A 19,737-nucleotide genomic window follows, 5' to 3' on the forward strand; every position below is an offset into this window, starting at 1 on the left:
AGAACATCATGCCGATCGAACAGACGGGCAGCGAGACGGGCAGCGAGACGGGCAGCGCGGCCCCGTTCCACGGATTCCGCTCCTTCGAGGCGCGCGGCGGCGCGCTGGAATCGTCGTGGCAAGCCGGGCGTCTGGAGGTACGCGACGCCCGCCGCAATGAACCGCTTGCCGCTTTCGCCGTCACGCACGGCCCCCGCCCGGTGCTGCGCCTCGCGGAGTCGTATGTCGAGACGGAAGCGTGCGCCGATGCCGCCATCGCCGCGCTCGAAGCAATCACGACGCAGTGGGGCGCGACTGCGGTCGACATCCATATCGAACACCAGCCGACGCGGGCGTTGCTGCATCGGCGCGGCGTGGTGCGTCCGCACGCAGATGGCGATCGTTGCGAGGCCGCGATGCTGTGGCAATACGCGCCGCTATGGCTGGGCGGCCCCCTCGAGGCGCCCTATCCGCTGCGCCATGCGATGACCGGCGAGAAACGCCATCCGGTGCGTCCGCCCAAGCCGGCGGGCACGGTCTATGCCCGCTATATCCCGTGGCTGCGGCGCACCTTCACGCTGCACGTCGCCACCGTCGAGCACGACCTTGCCAGCCTGCACCGCTGGATGAACGATCCCGATGTCGCGCACTTCTGGCAGGAGCAAGGCGACGAGGAAAAGCACCGGCGCTATCTGCAGGGACTGATCGACGATCCGCACATGCTGCCGCTGATCGCGTCGATCGATGGCACGCCGTTCGGCTACTTCGAGGTCTATTGGGCCAAGGAGAACCGCATCGCGCCGTTCTACGACGCCAACGACTACGACCGCGGCTGGCATGTGCTGATCGGCGAGCCGGCATTTCGTGGCAAGGCCTTCCTGACCGCATGGTTCCCGGCCATCCAGCATTTCCAGTTCCTCGACGATCCGCGCACGCAGCGCATCGTCGGCGAACCGCGCTCCGACCATCACCGCCAGATCGCCAATCTGGACCGGGCTGGCTTCTCGAAGGTCAAGCTGTTCGACTTCCCGCACAAGCAAGCCATGCTGGTGATGCTGCTGCGCGAACGCTTCTTTGGCGAGCATCTGTACCTGCCCGCGGACCGGGACGGCCTGGAAATGGCGTCCTGATGTGTCGATCCCGCGAACGCCGATATGGGTGGTTGCCGCCACCGCAGAGGCGGGGTCCAGCGTGTTGAGAGAGCGTTGATGTCACTGGGTCCCCGCGTACGCGGGGACGACAACATAAGTCAGCGATATGCGGCCTACGCCGTGCCGACCAGCGGCCGGGACTCGATCGTCTCCGGCGCCAGCGGCACCGCCTCACGGCCCGCTTGCGTCTCGTTTGCCAACACTGCCTCGGCGATCTCGTGCGAGCGCACCGCCAGTACCGACAGCAGCGTATCGCTGAGGCCGTGGCTGTCCTCGCAGCATCCTTGCAGGAAGATCTGCGGCAGGCAGCGCGTCGAGGTCCGCAGCCGATAGTGGCGGTCGACGCGGAAGCCCTCGCCGATCAGCGAGGCCAGCGGCGCAAGCATGCGCTGGTGGGCCTGGCGCCGATAGCCAGTGGCCAGCACCACCAGATCGAACTGCTGGCGCTGCACGGCGCCATGGGTACGGTCGCGCAGCACGCAGGCAATGCCGTCCGGCTGCGGCGCGGCCGCCTCGATCTCCTTGCCGGACAGCAGCTGGTGCTGCGGATTGCCGACCACTCTCTGCTGATAGAGCAGCTGATAGATGCGCTCGATCAGGTCGAGGTCGACCACCGAGTAATTGGTATTGCGGTATTCCTGCAGCATCTGTTGCCGGCGCTCGCCCGGTTGCCGATAGATGAAGTCGGTGAAGCCTGGGCTGAAGATCTCGTTGACGAACGGGCTGTCGTCCGACGGCTTCAGCGCGCCGCCGCGCATCACCATCGCCACCTCGGCGGCCGGGAAGCGCTTGACCAGGTCCATGAAGACCTCGGCCGCGCTCTGCCCGCCGCCGACCACCGCAATCCGCCGCGGCGCCGTATCGTCACGGTACTCGGCGATCCTGTCCAGATAGCCGGACGAATGCACCACGCGCGCATCGTGCCAGCCGCGGAAGGCCGCGGGCACCTGCGGCTCGCCGCCCACGCCCATCACCAGGTTGCGCGTCAGCCGTTCATGGATGCGCCCGTCCACGCCGCGGGAGCGGACACGCAGGCGTTGCACCACGCCGTCGGCCGGTTCCGGCAACACGTCGATCACTTCCTCGCCATAGTGGCAGCGCTCGCCGAAGTGCGAGGCGACCCATGCCAGGTAGTCGTTGAACTCGATCCGGCTCGGGAAGAAGGTCTTCAGGTTGATGAACGCCTCGAGCCGTCCACGGCTGTGCAGATAGTTGATGAAGGTATAAGGGCTGCGCGGATTGCGCAGGGTGGCCAGATCCTTCAGGAAGGAGATCTGCATATCGGTGTCGTCCAGCAGCATGCCGCCGTGCCAGACGAAATCGGGCTTGCGTTCGATGAAGGCATAGCGCGGCGGACGCGCGGCACGGGCGGCGGACGCGGCACGCTCTTCCATCGCAATGGCCAGCGCGAGATTCGATGGCCCGAAGCCGATGCCGAGTAGATCGTATTCCAAAGCACTGCTTGTCATCTGATGCCCCTTGCGGTGGGAGTTCGGCGACCGACGCAGCGGCCGACCCCGCGTCTCGTGCGGGGATATCCGATGTGACGATCCGCGGCCGGCGATATTTAGGTTTTCAGATCCGATCCGGCTATCCCGGACACCAGCCGGCCAGGCCCACTAAATCCGCGGCGTCCCGGTCCGTCTTGTTGTCACAGGCGTTCGCATCTGCGCCGCCAATGCCACGCATCCAGTCAGACGAGGGACACACCATGAGCTTCGACAGCGACACCCTGCTCTTCCAGGTCGTCATCAATCCGGAGGAGCAGTATTCGATCTGGCCCGATTACCGTCCGATCCCGGCGGGCTGGCGGGCCGTCGGCTTCAGCGGCCAGCGGCAGCAATGCCTGGAGTACATCGAGACCCACTGGACCGATATGCGTCCGGCGAGCCTGCGCGCCGCGATGGAAGCGCAGGGCGAGCCCGCGGCGCGATGAGCACCCTGGGGCCGGTGACGCTGTGGTGCCTGCCCAATGCGGGCGCTGGCGCGGCGGCCTATGCCGAATGGCGCCGCGCGGCGCCGGCCGGGCTGACGATCCGGCCCGTCGAACTGCCCGGCCGCGGCACCAGGATCGGGCAGCCGCTGTGCGAATCGTTCGATGCGCTGTGCGACCGGCTGGAACACGAACTGCGCCAGCAACGGCTGCTGGCTGAGTCGGCACGTCGCCGCCACGCCTTGTTCGGCCACAGCATGGGCGCCCTGCTCGCCTACGAGCTGGCGCACCGCTGGCAGGCCGAGGGCGAGCCCGCTTGCGCGCTGCTGGTCTCCGGTTGCCCCGCCCCGCGCCTGCGCGATCCCGACCGTTTCGCCGGACCGCTGGACGATGCCGCCCTGATGGATCATCTGCGCGAGCTCGACGGCACGCCGCGGGAGCTGCTCGAACACGAGGAAATGATGGCGCTGACATTGCCGGTGCTGCGCGCCGATTTCCGTGTCTGCGCGAGCTATCGGCATCGCGAGCGGCCGTTGCTGCGCTGTCCGCTGCATGCCTTCGGCGGGCGCGACGATCGCAGCGTCGGCGGGGCGGTCGCCGGCTGGGGGCACGAAACGGAGGGCGTCTTCACGCTGGACTGGTACGACGGCGGCCACTTCTTCCTGCGCGAGCACACCGGCTCGATGCTTGCGCGGATCGGCGCGCAGCTTGGCGTGCCGGTTCCAGCGGCCGCAGCGAGCGATACCGTGGAGGTCAGCGCATGCTAGCGCCGGCGCCCGTACCTGTGCCTGTATCCCTTCCCGCGCCGCTCGCTCGCTACGAGATGCGTGTCTGGCGGCTGGACATCGACATCCGGGCCGAGCCGGCACCCGGGGACCTCGTGGTCCTGTCGCCGCCGGAAGCGGCACGGCTGCGCGCCTATCGCCGCATCGCCGATCGGGCCCGCTTTGCCGCGGTACGCGGTGCGCTGCGGCGCTTGCTCGGCGCGTTTCTCGATCTGGCCCCGTGCGAATTGCCGCTGGAGGCAGACCCGCAGGGCAAACCGATATTGCCGCCGTCGATCCACGACGCGCCGATGTTCAACGTCTCGCACAGCGGCCGCGTCGGCTTGATCGCCATCGCAAGCGATCCTGCGATCGCGGCGGTCGGCATCGACGTCGAGCAGTGCCGCCCGGTGGAGCCGCTCGCGTTGGCCGCGTCCGCCTTCTCGCCGGACGAGCAAACCATGCTGCACGGCTGTCATCCCGCGCTGCGGCTCGATCGCTTCTATGCGCTGTGGACCGCGCGGGAAGCCTTGACCAAGGCGGCCGGCACGGGCATCGGCGACGCTCGCTGGCTGCAGGTTGCGCTGCAGGGGTCGGGCGATGGCCGCTGGCGGGCGCATGGACCGCACGCAGAATTGCCGATCGCGATGGGGTCGTGGCACCCGGCAGAGGCCAGCGACGTTGTCTCGCTGCCATGCCCGGTGAACTATGCTGACCTGCCATATCGCGCCGCCGTGGCGCTGCTCGCTCGACCGCTCTCTGCTCCCCTCTCCCGCCATGCGGGAGAGGGGAGAAACTCTGCCGAAGCTATCCCGATGAGGACCGCATGACCGATCTGTCCACGCCTGCGCTCGAGTCGCTGACCGCCGCGTCGTTGCCGCGCACGGCGGCACTGCCCTTCACCATCGAGGCCGCCAGCCCGGGGGAACCGCTGATCGAAGCGTTGCCACGGCTGCGCGCCCGGATCGAGGAACACCTGTACACGACCGGCGGCGTGCTGTTCCGCTCGTTCGCCGTCGATGGCGCCGAGGGCTTCCGCACCTTTGCCGCCGCCTTCGGCCACCCGCTGCTCAGCTACGAGTTCGGCTCCACACCGCGCAGCAAGGTGACCGGCGGCGTCTACACGTCCACCGAATACCCGGCGCACCAATCGATTCCGTTGCATAACGAGCAGGCCTATACGCGCGAATGGCCGATGAAGATCTGGTTCTATTGCGAACGGGCGGCGCCGCAGGGCGGCGAAACGCCGATCGCCGACAGCCGCGCGATCTACCGCGCGGTCGATGCGGGCACACGGGAGCGTTTTGCCACGCGCGGGCTCTGCTATGTGCGCAATTTCGGCAACGGCATGGATGTGCCGTGGCAGCAGGTGTTCAACACCGAGGACCGCGCCCAGGTCGAGACCTATTGCGCGCGGCATGGCATCGTCTGCGAATGGAAGGACGACGGCGAATTGCGCACGCGACAGCGGGTACAGGGGATCGCCCATCATCCGCATACCGGCGATCCGGTCTGGTTCAACCAGGCGCACCTGTTCCATCTGTCGGCGCTGGCGCCCGAGATGCGCGAGGTGCTGCTCGATACGGTCGGTGAAGAAGACCTGCCGCGCAACGTCTATTACGGCGACGGCACGCCGATTCCGGACGCCGAACTGGACGCGGTCCGCGCGGTGCTGGACGTGCACAAGGTCGTGTTCCCGTGGCGCGAGGGCGATGTGCTGATGCTGGACAATATGCTGACCGCGCACGCCCGCGAGCCGTTCAGCGGACCGCGCAAGGTCGTGGTGGCGATGGCCGAGCCGCACGGCGCGCGGGCCTAGGACGACCGCGGCCGCACCGCCCATGGGGTCATTCGGCCAATCGCCAATGCTGGACCCGGCGTCATACGAGCCGCCGGGTCCCAGGGACGTTGCCAGGACTTCGCCGGGACGTTGCCGGGACGTTGCCGGGAAGTGGCCGGGACGTGGCCGGGACCACGGCATTGCGGCCCGGACTGGCAACCACCCCTACTTCAGGTCACCGAACTTGCGCCCCTGCGCCACCAGCTCCTCGAGCAGCCGGGCCGGCTTGAAGTCGGCACCGAAGCTTTCCTCGTAGCGCCGCAGCGTCTCCAGCACCTTGTCCAGTCCGATGGTATCGGCATAGAACATCGGACCGCCGCGGTAGACCGGCCAGCCATAGCCGTTGACCCAGATCACGTCGATGTCCGACGCACGGATCGCCATGCCTTCCTCCAGGATCTTCGCGCCCTCGTTGATCATCGGATAGATGCAGCGCTCCAGGATCTCCTGCTCCGACACCACACGGGCGGTCCGCCCCTGCTTCGCCGCGAAATCGCGGATCACCTGCTCGACTACCGGTGACGGCCTGGCGTTGCGCTTCTCGTCATAGTCGTAGTACCCCGCGCCGGTCTTCTGGCCGCGCCGGTCCATTTCGCAGAGGATTTCGCGCAGCGTCGAGCTGCTCGATTTCTCCCGGACCCAGCCGAGGTCGAGGCCAGCCAGATCGCTCATCGCAAACGGTCCCATCGGGAAACCAAAGTCGTACAGCACCCGATCGACGTTCCACGGCAGCGCGCCTTCCAGCACGAGTTTCTGCGCCTCGCGCTGGCGTTGCGCCAGCATCCGGTTGCCGACGAAGCCCGGGCAGACGCCGACCAGCGCGGCGATCTTGCCAATCTTGCGGGCCAGTTCCATCGACGTCCGGATCACCGGCTTGGCGGTCTTCGCGCCGCGCACCACCTCCAGCAGCTTCATCACATTGGCCGGCGAGAAGAAATGCAGGCCGATGACCGCATCCGGCCGCGACGTGGCGGCGGCGATCTCGTCGACGTCCAGCGCCGAGGTATTGGTCGCGAGGATCGCGCCGGGCTTGGCGATGCGGTCGAGCCGGCCGAACACGTCCTTCTTGACGTCCATGTTCTCGAACACGGCTTCGATCACCAGATCGGCGTCGGCCAGCCTTTCCATCTCCAGCGTCGGCGTCAGCAGCGCCATGCGGCGCTCGATGTCGGTGGCGGTGATGCGGCCCTTCTTGGCCGTGTTCTCATAGTTGGTCCGGATCGTGCGGACGCCGCGGTCCAGCGCCTGCTGCGAGGTCTCGACGATGGTGACCGGATAGCCGGCATTCAGGAAGTTCATCGCGATGCCGCCGCCCATCGTGCCGGCACCGATGATGCCGACCTGCTTGACCGGCAGCAGCGGCGTATCGGCGCCGATATCGGGCAATTGCCAGACCTGGCGCGAGGCGAAGAAGTAGTAGCGCTGCGCCGCCGACTGCGTGCCGTTCAGCAGCTCGACGAACATCGCGCGCTCGCGCTTGAGCCCTTCGTCGAACGGCAGTTCGACCGCCGCCTCGATGCAGCGGATGTTGTATTCCGGCGCGTCGAAGCCGCGAAAGCGCCGGGCGTTGGCCCGGCGGAACTCGGCGAAGATCTCCGGCTTGCCGCGCGCGGCGGCGATCTTGTCGTCGAGGTCGCGCACCTTGCGCAGCGGCCGCCCCTCGGCCACCACCTGGCGGGCGAATGCGATGGCATCCGCGCGCAGGCTGGCGTCGTCGGCCAGCAGATCGACCAGGCCCATCTCGGCCGCGGCCGGCGCCGGCACATGGGTGCCCGAGGTCACCATCTCCAGCGCCTTCTGCACGCCGACGATGCGCGGCAGCCGCTGGGTGCCGCCCGCACCGGGCAGCAGGCCGAGATTGACCTCCGGCAGGCCGCATTTGGCCGAGCGCGCCGCGACGCGATAGTGGCAGACCAGCGCCACTTCCAGCCCGCCGCCGAGCGCGGTGCCATGGATCGCGGCGATCACCGGCTTGGGCGCGTCCTCGATCGCTGCCTGCACTTCGGGCAGCGAGGGGCCAGCGGGCGGCTTGCCGAACTCGGTGATGTCCGCGCCCGCGATAAACGTCTTGCCGGCGCAGATCAGCACGACGGCCTTGACCGCGTCGTCGGCAACGGCCTGCTGGACGCCCGCGAGGATGCCGGCGCGAACGTTGGCCGACAGCGCGTTGACCGGTGGCGAATCGATCGTCAGCACGGCGATGCCGGCGTCCACGGTAAGGTCGGTGACCGGGTTGATGGTCGTCATCGATGTGTCTCCATAGGAATTGGATTGAAATCGGAATTGGATTCAGGACCGGCCTCGGGCCTCGGATCGGATTGCGCACGGGACAAAGGCCACGCGCCCCACGGCCAACTCAGCCCGCACGATCGCTGACATCGCGCGCGATCGCCAGAAAGCGATCCAGCTCGTCGCGGATGCGCTTCTTGTTGTATTTGCCGACGCTGGTCTTCGGGATGTCGCGCGTGATCGCCACCAGCTTGGGCAACATCCATTTGGTGATGCGGCCGGTGTCGACGCCGTGGGTCTTCAGGAAGTCGATCACCGCGTATTCGTCCGCCTCGAAGCCGGTGCGCACGCTGACCAGCGCCATCGGCCGTTCGCCCCAGACCGGATCCGGCACGCCGACCACGGTCGCCTCCTGCACGAAGTCGGCCATCGCGATCAGGTTCTCCAGCAGCACGGTCGGCACCATCTCGGCGCCGCTGCGGATCACGTCCTTGATGCGGTCCGCGATCGTGATATAGCCGTGCGCATCCACCTTGGCCAGGTCGCCGGTATGCAGCCAGCCGCCGCGCCACAACTCGGCGCTTTTCTCCGGATCGCGGAAGTAGCGCTCGGTGGTCCACGGCGCGCGCACCACGATTTCGCCGACGGTCTGGTCGTCTTTGGGCACCGGCCGGCCGTCGTCGTCCACCACCTCGACATCGACACCAAGGATCGGCAAACCGGCCTTGACCAGCAGCGCATCGGTCTGCTCCCGGTCCAGGTCGACCAGGTCCTTCTTGATGAAGGAGGTGACGATGGTCGGCGCGGTTTCCGTCATGCCGTAGCCCGAACTCATCCGGAACGACGGGATCAGCGCTTCGAGCTTCTTCTTCAGGCCCAGCGGCAGCGCGCCGCCGCCGACGTTGACGCGCACGAGGCTGCTGAGGTCGTATTTGTGCAGGTCCGGGTATTCGAGCAGCATCGCCGCAATGGTGGCGACGATACCGACCGAGGTCACCTTCTCGCGCTCGACCAGCTCGCAGAACCCCTGCACGGTGAAGGTGCCGTGCAGCACGATCTTCTGCGCGCTGTAGACCGCGATAAAGGGCGCGCCCCAGGCGTGGATGTGGAACATCGGCGTGTTCAGCAGCGGCACCGCCGATTCGCCGAGCCGCACGCCCAGCCCGTCCTCGATATCGATCGACGGCGTGTTGGCGATCGCCATCTGTGCCATCACGTGCACCGTCATCAGATATAGCTGCCGGTGCGTGAAGGTCGCGCCCTTCGGCTGCCCGGTAGTGCCGGTGGTATAGCACAGCGTCGCGTTGACGTCCTCGTGCAGCGCTGGCCAGTCGAACTGTTCCGGCTGCCGCGCCAGCAGGTCCTCGTAATGGATCAGGCCGGCGATGCGCGTGTCGGGCAGGCCCGGCTTGTCCGACAGATAGACGAAGCGCTGCACCACGTCCTTGATATGGTCGTAGATACCCTCGACCAGCGGCAGCAGCGCGTCATCGAAGAACAACACGCGGTCCTGCGCATGACGGATCGTGTAGACGATGTGCTCGGGCGACAGGCGGACATTGACCGGGTGCAGCGTCGCGCCGACGCCCGGCACGCCGAAGTACAGCTCCAGATGGCGGTGCGTGTTCAGCGCCATCGTGGCAATGCGGTCACCCGGTTCGCCTGGCGTGCCAGCCACCACACCCAGTTCCGATGACAACGCGTTGGCCAGCTGGCAGACGCGCCGATACCACTGGCTCCAGGTAAAGCGGAAATACTCGCCGCTGAGGTGATTGCGGTAGACGACGCCGATCTGGTCGGGATACATCCGCACCGGCCGCCGCATGATGGTCGTCAACAGCAACGGATAGTGGGTGCTGAACTCGGGATAGGTTCTCGCTTCCATCTCGTCTCCTGGGTCGTCGTTCTTGTCCTTCCGGTCTTTCTTGTCCGTCTCCCTTCTCCCGCAAGCCGGAGGGGGGAGAAAACAATCGCGCAAGCGCAAGCGTCGGCGTCCGCTTTCGCACGCCGCAGCCGCCCGTCACGACGTCATCGGGTCGCCCTGGTTCGGCGGCAACGGGCCGGGCCGCCGTCGCGGGTCCTTCATCGCCAGCGCCATCGCGAAGGCCAGGCACTTGACGCCGATGGCCAGCGCGAACACCAGCCAGAAGCGCACGCCCTGCGCCAGCATGCCGCCGAGCACCGGGCCGATCGCCATCATGGCGTAGGTGCCGGTGCCCGCAACGGCCAGCAGCATCGGCCGGTCCTTGCGTGCGCCGAACTCCATCACCAGGTTGTCGGCCGAAATGAAGAAGCCGCCGAAGCCCGCGCCCAGCCCGCAGAAGGCCAGCACGAACCAGCCCAGCGAGCCGCAACACAGCAGCAGCGCGGTAGCGGCGACCCATAGCGCGATGCTGGCGAGGAACACCAGCCGATAGCCATGGCGGTCGGCCAGCCGGCCCCACAGCAGGTTGCTGGCGGTCTGCGCCAGCAGATAGGCCAGGCTCAGATAACCGAGCGTGGCGCCGGACAGGTCGATATGCTGGCCCGCATAGATCGCATAGAACGGCATCGCCATCATGCCCAGCGCCACCAGCGCGCGGGCGACGAAGAAGCGCACGAAGTCGGGCTGCGCCCGCAGCAGCGCCGGCACTTCGCGGATCCGGCGCCGGAAGCCGACCGGCAGGCGCACATCCTGCAAGGCGGGCTCGCGCATGCCGGCCAGTGCGGAGATGCCGAGGCTGGTCAGCACGAAGGCGGCCAGGAAGGTCGCCGCGTAGCCGTTGCCGAGCACGTCGTTGCCGACCAGATAGCGGCCCCCGAGCCAGGCGACCGCCGCCGCGGTCAGGCCGCCGAAGAAGTTGCGCAGCGCGCTGAGGCCGCCGCGGCGATGCAGCGGAATGATCTTCGAGGTCAGGTATTGGAAGGCGACGTTCTGGACGCCGTTCAGCAGGCCGAACAGCAACAGGAAGACGGCCGCGGCCGTCAGCGCCGCCGCGCCCGACAGCCACAGCGCCGACAGCGCGAGCCCCAGCACCTGCAGCCGCACCAGCCAGCCGACGCGGTACAGCATCGGCATCACCTGTTGCCGATGCTCGATCAGCGTCGCGCCCCACAGCGACGATGCGGCCATGCCGGCGTACTGGGCCGACAGCACCAGCCCGACGGTCAGCTTCGAGCCGGACAGCAGATACAGATAGGCCGGCACGAAGGTCGGCGCGGTGACCAGCCGGAAGCCGGTCATCCCGAGCATGCCGTGCGCCAGAAAGGCCATCGCATTGCGGCGGAAATGCCGCGACACATGGTCCAGATAGCCGCGCTCGCCGTCGTCGTCCGCATCGGCGGCCTCGCGCGCCGGCGACAGGGCGGGGCTCATGCCGACTCCAGCCCCGGCCGCGTGCCGGCCGCCGGCACCCTCGCGTACTGCCGCAGCGCCTGGTCCAGCGCGACCGGCTCCAGCGACAGCAGTTCCATCACCGCCGCGAGCCACGGCGGACGTTCGCAACAGCAGACGCAGATCGGTGTGTCGAGGTCGGAATGCTGCGACGCGAGCATCGCGAAGCTCGACGCATAGCTCGGAGGACGGACGTCATTGGCCAGCTCGGCAATGGCAAAGGGATCGGGCGGCGCGGGTTGGCTCAGGTCGGGCACCGGGATATAGGGGCTGCGCGCCGCGCTGCCGCCGCCGGACAGCCCGGGCCCGTCGCGCACGATGGCGCCACGCACCTCGCCGGGGCGTGCGCCTGCCAGCAGCAGCGCGACATAGCCGCCGATACCGCGCCCGGCGACCGTGCAGGGGCCCAGATGCGCGAGCGCGATGTCGGCATCGGCCATCAGGAATTCGCAGCTGTAGCCGCCGCCGCGCGGCAGGTCGGAGTCACCGTGGCCGGTGAAGTCGAGCGCATGGATGGGGCCCGGCCAGCCGGCGTATTCGGCCGGCAGCACAGCCGGCGAGCGCTCGCCAAGCCCGTGCAGCAACAGCAGCGGATGCCCGTCGCCATCCTTGAGCCGGTGCAGGGCGAGCCGCAGACGATGGTGGCGCAGGTACTGGGGCTGGGATGGGCGCAGGGATGGGCCCGGGGATTGGCGCTGGGATGAAGTCAAGGACATGGTCATGCCCCGAAGAACTGCAGGATGCGGCGCGCCGTCTCCTGCGGCCGTTCGATATGGATGAAGTGGCCGACGTCCTGCATGCGATGGACCTCGGTGGTCGCCGGGAAGAACGGCATCAGGTCGTCAGCGGTCGCGTCCCAGCCCATCGGTTCCTTCTCGGAGCCGAAAATGGCCAGCATGGGAATCGGGAACCCGGGCAGCCTGTCGGTCATCCAGCGAACACGCATCGGTCCGAAGCCGCCCACGCCGATCGCCGGGTCCAGCTTCCAGCGCCAGCCCTGCTCGTCGCGCCGCGCACCGTGCGAGGCGATGTAGCACAGCCATTCGTGGCTCAGGCGGGGGTTCATCCTGGCGCGGCGCTGCGCCAGTTCCTCGAGCGTACCGGGGCGCCGTTCGAGCTCGCCGCTGCGCCGGCGCGCGTCGAGCCAGCGCGCAATGACGGGCCCGGTCAGCGAGGACTTGCGTTCGCGTACGGCGCTGTCGGCATGCGGGCTGCGGAACGGCAGCCCATCGATCGCGGCAAACCGCGTGAACCGGTGCGGCAGCGCCTGGATCGCCTGCACCAGCAGCGAGCCGCCCTTGCTGTGGCCGACCGCCAGGCAGGGCTCCCGCGTGATCGAGTCCGCCACCGCCAGCATGTCGCGCACATCGGCAATCCAGTTGTAGAGATCGGCGTGATCGGAATCGCCGTGGCCGCGGTGATCGTACGAGACCACGCGGTAGCCCGCGTCCGCCAGCAGCGGCGCAAAGCCATCGAAGGTCCGGGCGAAGTCGAGCGCGCCATGGACCAGCAGCAGCGGCGTGGCGTCCGGCTCGCCCCATTCGTAGACGGCCAGCCGCAGGCCGCTGGCGTCGACCCAGCGGCGCCGGTCGGGCGCCCGCGCGCCCGGGAAGGTCCACACCGCTTCGTCTGTCGAGGGCTCGCTGGTCTGCATGTCTCCACCTTGGGCCGAGCGGGCGCCGTCTTGTGCCGCCAGCCTGTTTCGTGATTTTGGTATGTTTCAGGCGATGCTAGCACAAGGTCGCCGCTCCGCCATATTGCCTTCCCTGCTGCGCCGCGTGTGGCATAGCCGGTATGCGTTGTTTGCATGGTCGATACCATTTTCGTAAATGGCGTATTGACGATGTCCAACACGCGCTTGTATAACGGCCCTGCACGCGCTTCATCGCCGCATTCGGCATGAGGCGGCGCACGGTTCAAGCAAGGACGACGGCCCGCAGAGGCCGCCCACCGCGACAGGAGGCCACCGTGGAAGACCTGGAGACGTTCCGGCAGCAGACGCACGCCTGGCTGCAGGACAATTGCCCGCCCGAGATGCGGCAGCCGGTGCAGGACGACGAGGACATCTGCTGGGGCGGACGCAAGTTCCGCTTCCGCTCCGAGGCGCAGCGCCAATGGCTCGAGCGGATGGCCGAGCGCGGCTGGACCGTGCCCGAATGGCCGCGCGAGTACGGTGGCGGCGGCCTGAGCCGCGAACAGGCGAAGATCCTGCGCGAGGAAATGCAGCGGCTGGGCTGCCGCGTGCCGCTGCAAAGCTTCGGCATCTCGATGCTGGGCCCGGCCCTGCTGAAGTACGGCTCCGAGGCACAGAAGCGCGAGCACCTGCCGAAGATCGCGCGCGGCGAGATCCGCTGGTGCCAGGGCTATTCCGAGCCGAACGCCGGCTCCGACCTGGCGGCGCTGCAGACGCGCGCCGAGGACCGCGGCGACCACTTCGTCGTCAACGGCCAGAAGATCTGGACTTCGTATGCGGACAAGGCCGACTGGATCTTCTGCCTGGTGCGCACCGATTTCTCGGCGCAGAAGCACACCGGCATCAGCTTCCTGCTGTTCGACATGGAGACACCCGGGGTGACGACGCGCCCGATCGTGCTGATCTCCGGCAAGTCGCCGTTCTGCGAGACCTTCTTCGACGATGTCGTGGTGCCGCGCGACCAGCTGGTCGGCGAGCTCAACGGCGGCTGGGAGATCGCCAAGTATCTGCTGACCCATGAGCGCGACATGATCAGCGCGATCGGCAGCCGCGGCTTCCGGCAGCCGCTGGGGCGCCATGCCGCCAAGGCGATCGGCACCGATGCGGCCGGCCGGCTCGACGAGCCGATGCTGCGCGCGCAGCTGGCCCGCTTCGAGATCGACGAGGCCGCATTCGGCTTCGCCGGCGAACGGGTGCGCGACCTCGCCAGACAGGGCGAGGGCATTGCCGCGTTTTCGTCGGTGCTGAAGTACTACGGCGCCGAGCTGAACAAGCGGCGCTACGAACTGCTGATGTCGATCGGCGGCAGCGATGCACTCGAATGGGAAAGCGAGCGCAGCCAGCAGGGCGCCACCGCGCGCGCCTGGTTGCGCACCAAGGCCAATTCGATCGAGGGCGGCACCAGCGAGGTCCAGCTGAACATCGTCGCCAAGCGCATCCTCGGCCTGCCCGGCGCCTGACGCCCTTCCCTCCTTCACCCGTGCCGGCGCCGTGCGATCGCACGGCGCTCCGGCGACCTTCGCGGACATCGACATGGCCATCGTACTGAACGACACCCAGGACATGCTGCGCGACAACGCGCTGACCTTCCTGCGCGAGAACGCGCCGATCTCCGCGTTGCGCGCGATGCGCGACAGCGGCGACCCGGTCGGCTTCTCGCGCGAGCTGTGGCAACGCTTTGCCGATCTCGGGCTCGCCGGCGTGCTGGTGCCCGAGGCGTACGGCGGCAGCGGGCTCGGCGTGGTGGAAGCCGGCGTCATCATGGAGGCGATCGGCCGCACGCTGGCGCCGTCGCCCTTCCTCTCCACCGCGGTGCTCGGCGCCTCGCTGCTGACCCACTTCGGCAACGACGCACAACGCGACGCGCTGCTGCCCGCGATCGCGGCCGGCCGGCACCTGACCGCGCTGGCGCTTGACGAAGCCGGCAAGCATCGGCCGTTCCGCCTGTCCACCCGCGCGACGGCCGATGCCGGCGGCTACCGGATCGACGGCAGCAAGCAGCTTGTCGTCGACGGCCACGTGGCCGATACGCTGATCGTCGCGGCGCGCACCGCGGACGCCCAGGCGGGACAGAGCGAGGACACACAGGGCATCACGCTGCTGCTGGTACCGCGCACCAGTCGCGGCGTGCGAATCGAACGGGTGGTATTGGCCGACGCCACGCAGGCCGCGCGCATCGTCTTCGAAGGGGTGCAGGTGCCCGCCGATGCGGTACTCGGCGACGTCGATGGCGGTGGTGCGATCCTCGAGCGCGCGCTCGACATCGGCCGCGCGGTGCTGTCGTCCGAGCTGCTCGGCATCGCGGATGAAGCGTTCGCCCGTACGCTGGCGTATCTGAAGGAGCGCCGGCAGTTCGGCAAGATCATCGGCGAATTCCAGGCGCTGCAGCATCGCGCCGCCCATCTGTTCACCGAGCTCGAGCTGACGCGCGCCATCGTGCTGCGCTGCCAGCAACGGCTCGATGAATCGGCGCCAGACGGCCCCGAGGCGCTCGCATCGGCCGCCAAGGCCAAGGCGGGCGAGACCGCGACGCTGGCGGTGCAGGAAGGCGTGCAGATGCACGGCGGCATCGGCATGACGGACGAGTTCGAGATCGGCTTCTTCATGAAGCGCGCACGCACCGCGCAGGAGTGGCTGGGCGACGCCAACTTCCACGCCGACCGCTGGGCCCGGCTGCGCGGCTACTAGCCGGAGCCGCGAGAAAGCACAGGGCCGCGCGGCGGCCCGCCCCCGGGAAATTCACTAGACCACCGGGGGCGCTTCCGGGTTGTCATCGCTTCGAACGATGAGTATGCTGGGATCGCGATCGGCGCAACGCCGGTCGCTGCATTGCCCCGCACAAAAACTGCATTCCGCGTGCCGAAATACCGCCACAGGCAATGACCTGTAGGCGGAAACAGGAGACAGCATGGCCGGAGCATCAGCAGAAATCGTGTTGCCGGTATCCCCGCCGGCATTGGCGCGCGCGGTCAGCCGCGCCGCCCGCCATGCGAGGCGCCCATGAGCGCCTACCTGATGCGCCGGCTGCTGGCGCTGCTGCCCACGCTGCTGTTCGCCAGCATCATCGTGTTCTCGATCGTGCGGCTGGTGCCGGGCGACGTGGTCGACCTGATGCTGAGCCAGAACGACATCAGCGCCGATGTGCGCAGCCGCGAGGAACTGATGCAGCTGCTGGGCCTCGATCGGCCGATGTGGCAGCAATACCTGCACTGGGCCGGCAACATCGTGCTGCACGGCGACCTCGGCGTGTCGCTGTGGCAGGGCGAGCCGGTGCTGAAGATGGTAATGGCGCGCATCCCGGTGACGCTGTCGCTCGGCGCCATCGCGCTGGTGGTGGCGCTGTCGGTGGCGCTGCCGATCGGGGTGCTGTCGGCGATCCGGCAGGACAGCGCAGCCGACTACGTGGCGCGCTCGTTCTCGATCCTGATGCTGGCGGTGCCGAGCTTCTGGCTGGGCACGATGGTGATGGTGTTTCCGTCGGTCTGGTGGGGCTGGTCGCCCGAAGTCCGCTACGTGCCCTTCCGCGAGAACCCGCTGCAGCACCTGCAGCAGATGCTGGTGCCGGCGATCGTGCTCGGCATGGCGCTGTCGGCGATCACGATGCGGATGACGCGCACGATGATGCTGGAGGTACTGCGCCAGGACTATATCCGCACCGCCTGGGCCAAGGGGCTGAACGAACGGATGGTGATCCTGCGGCATGCGCTGCGCAATGCGCTGATTCCGGTGGTGACGCTGGTGGGCCTGCAGGCGCCGCTGCTGATCGGCGGCGCGGTGATCATCGAGCAGATCTTCGCGCTGCCCGGCATGGGCCTGCTGCTGCTCGACGCGGTGCATCAACGCGACTATCCGGTGATCACCGGCGTGTTTCTGGTGGTCGGCGTGGCGGTGATGCTGATCAATCTGCTGGTGGACCTGAGCTACGGATTGTTCGATCCGAAAGTGAGGCATCGCTGATGGCACGTTCCGCGACTCCCCTGACTCCTGTCGCGCCGGTGGCCGCCGACGCCGCCGCAGCCACCGCGGCGGCGACAGCAGCAACGGCAACCCCGGCGACATCGGCAACCGCGACGGCCCGACGCTGGCCCGGCTTCGGCCTGCTGGGCCGCCTGTTCCGAGACAAGCCGCTGGGCGCCGCGGGCGCGGTGATCTGCGCGATCTTCCTGTTCTGCGGCGTCTTCGCCGACGTGCTGGCGCCGTACGGCGTCAACGAGATCAACATGCTGCATCGGCTGCAGCCACCGTCGTGGGCGCATCCGTTCGGCACCGACAACCTCGGCCGCGACATGCTGTCGCGCTGCCTGTACGGCGCGCAGCTGTCGGTGGTGATCGGCCTGTCGGCCGCGACGCTGGCCACCGCGGTGTCGGTGCTGCTCGGCATCCTGACCGGCTATCTCGGCGGCAAGTTCGACCTGGTGGTGCAGCGCTTCGTCGATGCGTGGATGAGTTTTCCGGATCTGGTGATCCTGATCGTCGTGGTGTCGGTGCTCGGCCCGGGCAGCTGGCAGATCGTGGTGACGCTGGGCCTGCTGCTCGGCATCGGCGGCTCGCGCATCGTGCGCAGTGCCGTCGTCTCGGTGCGCGAGAACATGTACGTGCACGCCGCGCAGTCGATGGGCGCGTCGACGCCGCGCATCCTGTGGCGCCACATCCTGCCGAACGTGCTGCCGCCGGTGATCGTGCTGTTCACCACGCGCGTCGGCACCGCGATCCTGGCGGAGTCGGGCCTGTCCTTCCTCGGCCTGGGCGTGCCGCCGCCGGCGCCGACCTGGGGCGGCATGCTGTCCGGCGACGGCCGCACCTTCATGTTCCAGGGCCCGTGGCTGGCGCTGGCGCCCGGCGCCTGCCTGACCGTGGTCGTCTACGCGATCAACGTCTACGGCGATGCGCTGCGCGACCTGCTCGATCCGCGCATGCGGGGTACGCGGTAGCGGCATCGCCCGGCCATGCGCCGGGCGGCAGCACAGCCTCCGGTAGTGCGGCACGTGGCAGCACGGCACGGACCCATCCCATACAAGAACAGCGACAGGAGACAGCGATGATCGACAACGACAAGGCGGTTCGCCGCCCGGCAAAACGAGGAGCGGCGATCGCCGCCGCTGTCGCGCTGGCCCTGGCGGCCGGCAGCGCCCTCGCGCAGGCCGAGGCGCCGAAGTACGGCGGCACCGTGGAGATCGGCTCGGTCTACCCGACCATCTCCGCGCTGTCGTGGGATCTGGCCGACTGGAACTGGAAGCAGAACTACGACACCGGCCAGGTCTACGAGCAGCTGTTCGTCGCCGACCTGAGCAAGGCCAGGCGCAACGGCGGCAAGTACGCGTTCCAGGCCGATGCCTGGCTGCCGGAGGACGCGATCCGCGGCGAGCTGGCCGAATCGTGGAAATGGACCGATCCGCTGACGCTCGAGGTCAAGCTGCGCAAGGGCGTCAAGTTCCCCGCCAAGCCCGGCGTGATGGAAGAGCGCGAGCTCGTCGCCGAGGACGTGGTCTTCAGCTACAGCCGGCAGGAGGCCAGCGCCAAGAAGATCCCCACCTATTTCGATCACCTGAGCAAGGTGGAGGCGCGCGACAAGCACACGGTGCTGTTCCGCTTCAAGGAATTCAACGCCGAATGGGACTACCGCTTCGGCTGGGGCTACTACTCGGGAATCATGCCCAAGGAAGTGGCCACCGCGGGCGCCGCCAACTGGAAGAACGTCAACGGCACGGGGCCCTTCACGCTGACGCAGTTCGTGCAGGGCAACGCCAGCACCTACACGAAGAATCCGCAGTACTGGGACAGCGAGCGCATCGGCAACAAGGACTACAAGCTGCCCTTCGTCGACAAGGTGGTGCTGCGCACGATCAAGGACGAAGCCACGCGCAACACGATGCTGCGTACCGGCAAGATCGACATCATGGAGGGCCTGCGCTGGACCGCCGTCGACGAGCTCAAGCGCAGCGCGCCGCAGCTGCAATGGTCGCGCTGGCTGTCGTACACCGGCCAGTATCTGGCGCTGCGGGTCGACACCAAGCCGTTCAACGATATCCGGGTCCGGCGCGCGCTGAACATGGCGGTCAACAAGCAGGAGATCGTCAAGCAGTACTACGGCGGCAACGCCGAACTGTTCGCCTATCCGCAGCATCCCGACTACGGCGGCTACTACGAGCCGCTCAGCGCGATGCCGGACAACGTCAAGGAGCTGTTCACCTACAACCCCGACAAGGCGCGCAAGCTGCTGGCCGAGGCCGGCTATCCGAAGGGCTTTACCTTCAAGGTGCAGGTCTGCGCCTGCAGCCCCGACCATATGGAGCTGCTGCCGCTGATCGCCGCCTACCTCGAACAGGTGGGCGTGCGGATCCAGATCCAGCCGATGGAGTACGGCGCCTTCCTGTCGGCGATGACGACCAAGACCAATGCGCCCGGCTACATGATGAACAACGGCCATACCAATCCGACCACGACGATTCGCAAGAGCTTCGTCAGCGGCCAGGTGTGGAACGCCTCGCAATGGAACGATCCGAAGTTCGACAAGCGCGTCGAGGAGGCCTTCGAGCTGCGCGACGTCGGCAAGCGGCAGGAGGCGCTGCGCGCGCTGACGCGCGAGATCGTTGCGCAGGCCCCATATATCTGGCTGCCGACGCAGTACGTCTATACGGCCTGGTGGCCGTGGGTCAAGAACTACGGCGGCGAGCTGCGCGCCGGCGCGGTGCGGCCCGGACCGATCTACGCGCGGCTGTGGATCGATCAGGAGATGAAGAAGAAGATGGGCTTCTGAGCCCAAGCCCGCCGACGC

16 protein-coding genes are annotated in these 19,737 nt (G+C 67.9%); 10 read left to right on the top strand and 6 right to left on the bottom strand.

Annotated features, from left to right (window positions below):
• Positions 1-8 precede the first annotated feature (8 nt).
• Positions 9-1,109 carry a GNAT family N-acetyltransferase gene (locus F7Q96_RS13070; RefSeq protein ID WP_151022804.1) on the top strand — a complete coding sequence of 367 codons (1,101 nt, stop codon included), beginning with the start codon at positions 9-11 and terminating at the stop codon, positions 1,107-1,109.
• Positions 1,110-1,243: 134 nt separating this feature from the next.
• Here F7Q96_RS13070 and F7Q96_RS13075 read toward each other — a convergent pair whose 3' ends face one another.
• Positions 1,244-2,599 carry a lysine N(6)-hydroxylase/L-ornithine N(5)-oxygenase family protein gene (locus F7Q96_RS13075; RefSeq protein ID WP_053823542.1) on the bottom strand — a complete coding sequence of 452 codons (1,356 nt, stop codon included), beginning with the start codon at positions 2,597-2,599 and terminating at the stop codon, positions 1,244-1,246.
• Between the two features lie 242 nt (positions 2,600-2,841).
• Between F7Q96_RS13075 and F7Q96_RS13080 the strand changes: the two genes are divergently transcribed.
• From F7Q96_RS13080 to F7Q96_RS13095, 4 genes are read left to right on the top strand one after another with little or no spacing between them, the layout of a single operon-like run.
• Positions 2,842-3,066, top strand: a complete 225-nt coding sequence (locus tag F7Q96_RS13080; RefSeq protein WP_053823541.1) for an MbtH family protein — start codon at positions 2,842-2,844, stop codon at positions 3,064-3,066.
• A complete protein-coding gene (locus tag F7Q96_RS13085) occupies positions 3,063-3,830 on the top strand; it encodes a thioesterase II family protein (RefSeq protein WP_053823540.1) in 768 nt (255 codons plus the stop codon). Before F7Q96_RS13080 ends, F7Q96_RS13085 begins: the two co-directional genes overlap by 4 nt.
• Before the next feature lie 56 nt (positions 3,831-3,886).
• The gene (locus F7Q96_RS13090; protein ID WP_053823539.1) at positions 3,887-4,657 is read left to right on the top strand and encodes a 4'-phosphopantetheinyl transferase family protein; all 771 of its coding nucleotides are present in this window, start codon (positions 3,887-3,889) and stop codon (positions 4,655-4,657) included.
• Positions 4,654-5,646 (top strand): TauD/TfdA family dioxygenase, encoded by a 993-nt coding sequence (locus tag F7Q96_RS13095; RefSeq protein WP_082371685.1) that lies wholly within the window; start codon positions 4,654-4,656, stop codon positions 5,644-5,646. Before F7Q96_RS13090 ends, F7Q96_RS13095 begins: the two co-directional genes overlap by 4 nt.
• A 186-nt stretch (positions 5,647-5,832) precedes the next feature.
• Here the strand turns inward: F7Q96_RS13095 and F7Q96_RS13100 are convergent, their stop codons facing one another.
• From F7Q96_RS13100 to F7Q96_RS13125, 5 genes are all read right to left on the bottom strand, one after another.
• A complete protein-coding gene (locus F7Q96_RS13100; RefSeq protein ID WP_053823538.1) occupies positions 5,833-7,914 on the bottom strand; it encodes a 3-hydroxyacyl-CoA dehydrogenase NAD-binding domain-containing protein in 2,082 nt (693 codons plus the stop codon).
• Between the two features lie 109 nt (positions 7,915-8,023).
• On the bottom strand, positions 8,024-9,781 hold the full coding sequence (locus F7Q96_RS13105; protein ID WP_151022806.1) for a long-chain-fatty-acid--CoA ligase: 1,758 nt from the start codon (positions 9,779-9,781) through the stop codon (positions 8,024-8,026).
• Between the two features lie 135 nt (positions 9,782-9,916).
• Positions 9,917-11,251, bottom strand: a complete 1,335-nt coding sequence (locus tag F7Q96_RS13110) for an MFS transporter (RefSeq protein WP_053823537.1) — start codon at positions 11,249-11,251, stop codon at positions 9,917-9,919.
• Positions 11,248-11,979, bottom strand: a complete 732-nt coding sequence (locus F7Q96_RS13115) for an alpha/beta fold hydrolase (protein ID WP_249041677.1) — start codon at positions 11,977-11,979, stop codon at positions 11,248-11,250. The genes F7Q96_RS13110 and F7Q96_RS13115 overlap by 4 nt, the downstream gene beginning before the upstream one ends.
• 8 nt (positions 11,980-11,987) lie before the next feature.
• Positions 11,988-12,923, bottom strand: coding sequence for an alpha/beta fold hydrolase (locus F7Q96_RS13125; protein ID WP_053823536.1), 936 nt, complete (start codon positions 12,921-12,923; stop codon positions 11,988-11,990).
• A gap of 314 nt (positions 12,924-13,237) precedes the next feature.
• On the opposite strand from F7Q96_RS13125, the gene F7Q96_RS13130 reads away from it, so the two are divergent.
• From F7Q96_RS13130 to F7Q96_RS13150, 5 genes are all read left to right on the top strand, one after another.
• Positions 13,238-14,422: an acyl-CoA dehydrogenase family protein gene (locus F7Q96_RS13130; RefSeq protein ID WP_151022808.1), complete on the top strand. Its 1,185-nt coding sequence runs from the start codon at positions 13,238-13,240 to the stop codon at positions 14,420-14,422.
• 73 nt (positions 14,423-14,495) lie between these two features.
• The gene (locus tag F7Q96_RS13135) at positions 14,496-15,650 is read left to right on the top strand and encodes an acyl-CoA dehydrogenase family protein (RefSeq protein ID WP_053824553.1); all 1,155 of its coding nucleotides are present in this window, start codon (positions 14,496-14,498) and stop codon (positions 15,648-15,650) included.
• Positions 15,651-15,962: 312 nt separating this feature from the next.
• Positions 15,963-16,919, top strand: a complete 957-nt coding sequence (locus F7Q96_RS13140; RefSeq protein ID WP_053823535.1) for an ABC transporter permease — start codon at positions 15,963-15,965, stop codon at positions 16,917-16,919.
• Positions 16,919-17,893, top strand: coding sequence for an ABC transporter permease (locus F7Q96_RS13145; protein ID WP_226995024.1), 975 nt, complete (start codon positions 16,919-16,921; stop codon positions 17,891-17,893). The genes F7Q96_RS13140 and F7Q96_RS13145 overlap by 1 nt, the downstream gene beginning before the upstream one ends.
• Before the next feature lie 107 nt (positions 17,894-18,000).
• On the top strand, positions 18,001-19,719 hold the full coding sequence (locus F7Q96_RS13150; RefSeq protein ID WP_053823534.1) for an ABC transporter substrate-binding protein: 1,719 nt from the start codon (positions 18,001-18,003) through the stop codon (positions 19,717-19,719).
• Positions 19,720-19,737 lie beyond the last annotated feature (18 nt).

Origin of the sequence: Cupriavidus gilardii (genome assembly GCF_008801915.1) — a bacterium.
Taxonomy (GTDB): Bacteria; Pseudomonadota; Gammaproteobacteria; order Burkholderiales; family Burkholderiaceae; genus Cupriavidus; species Cupriavidus gilardii.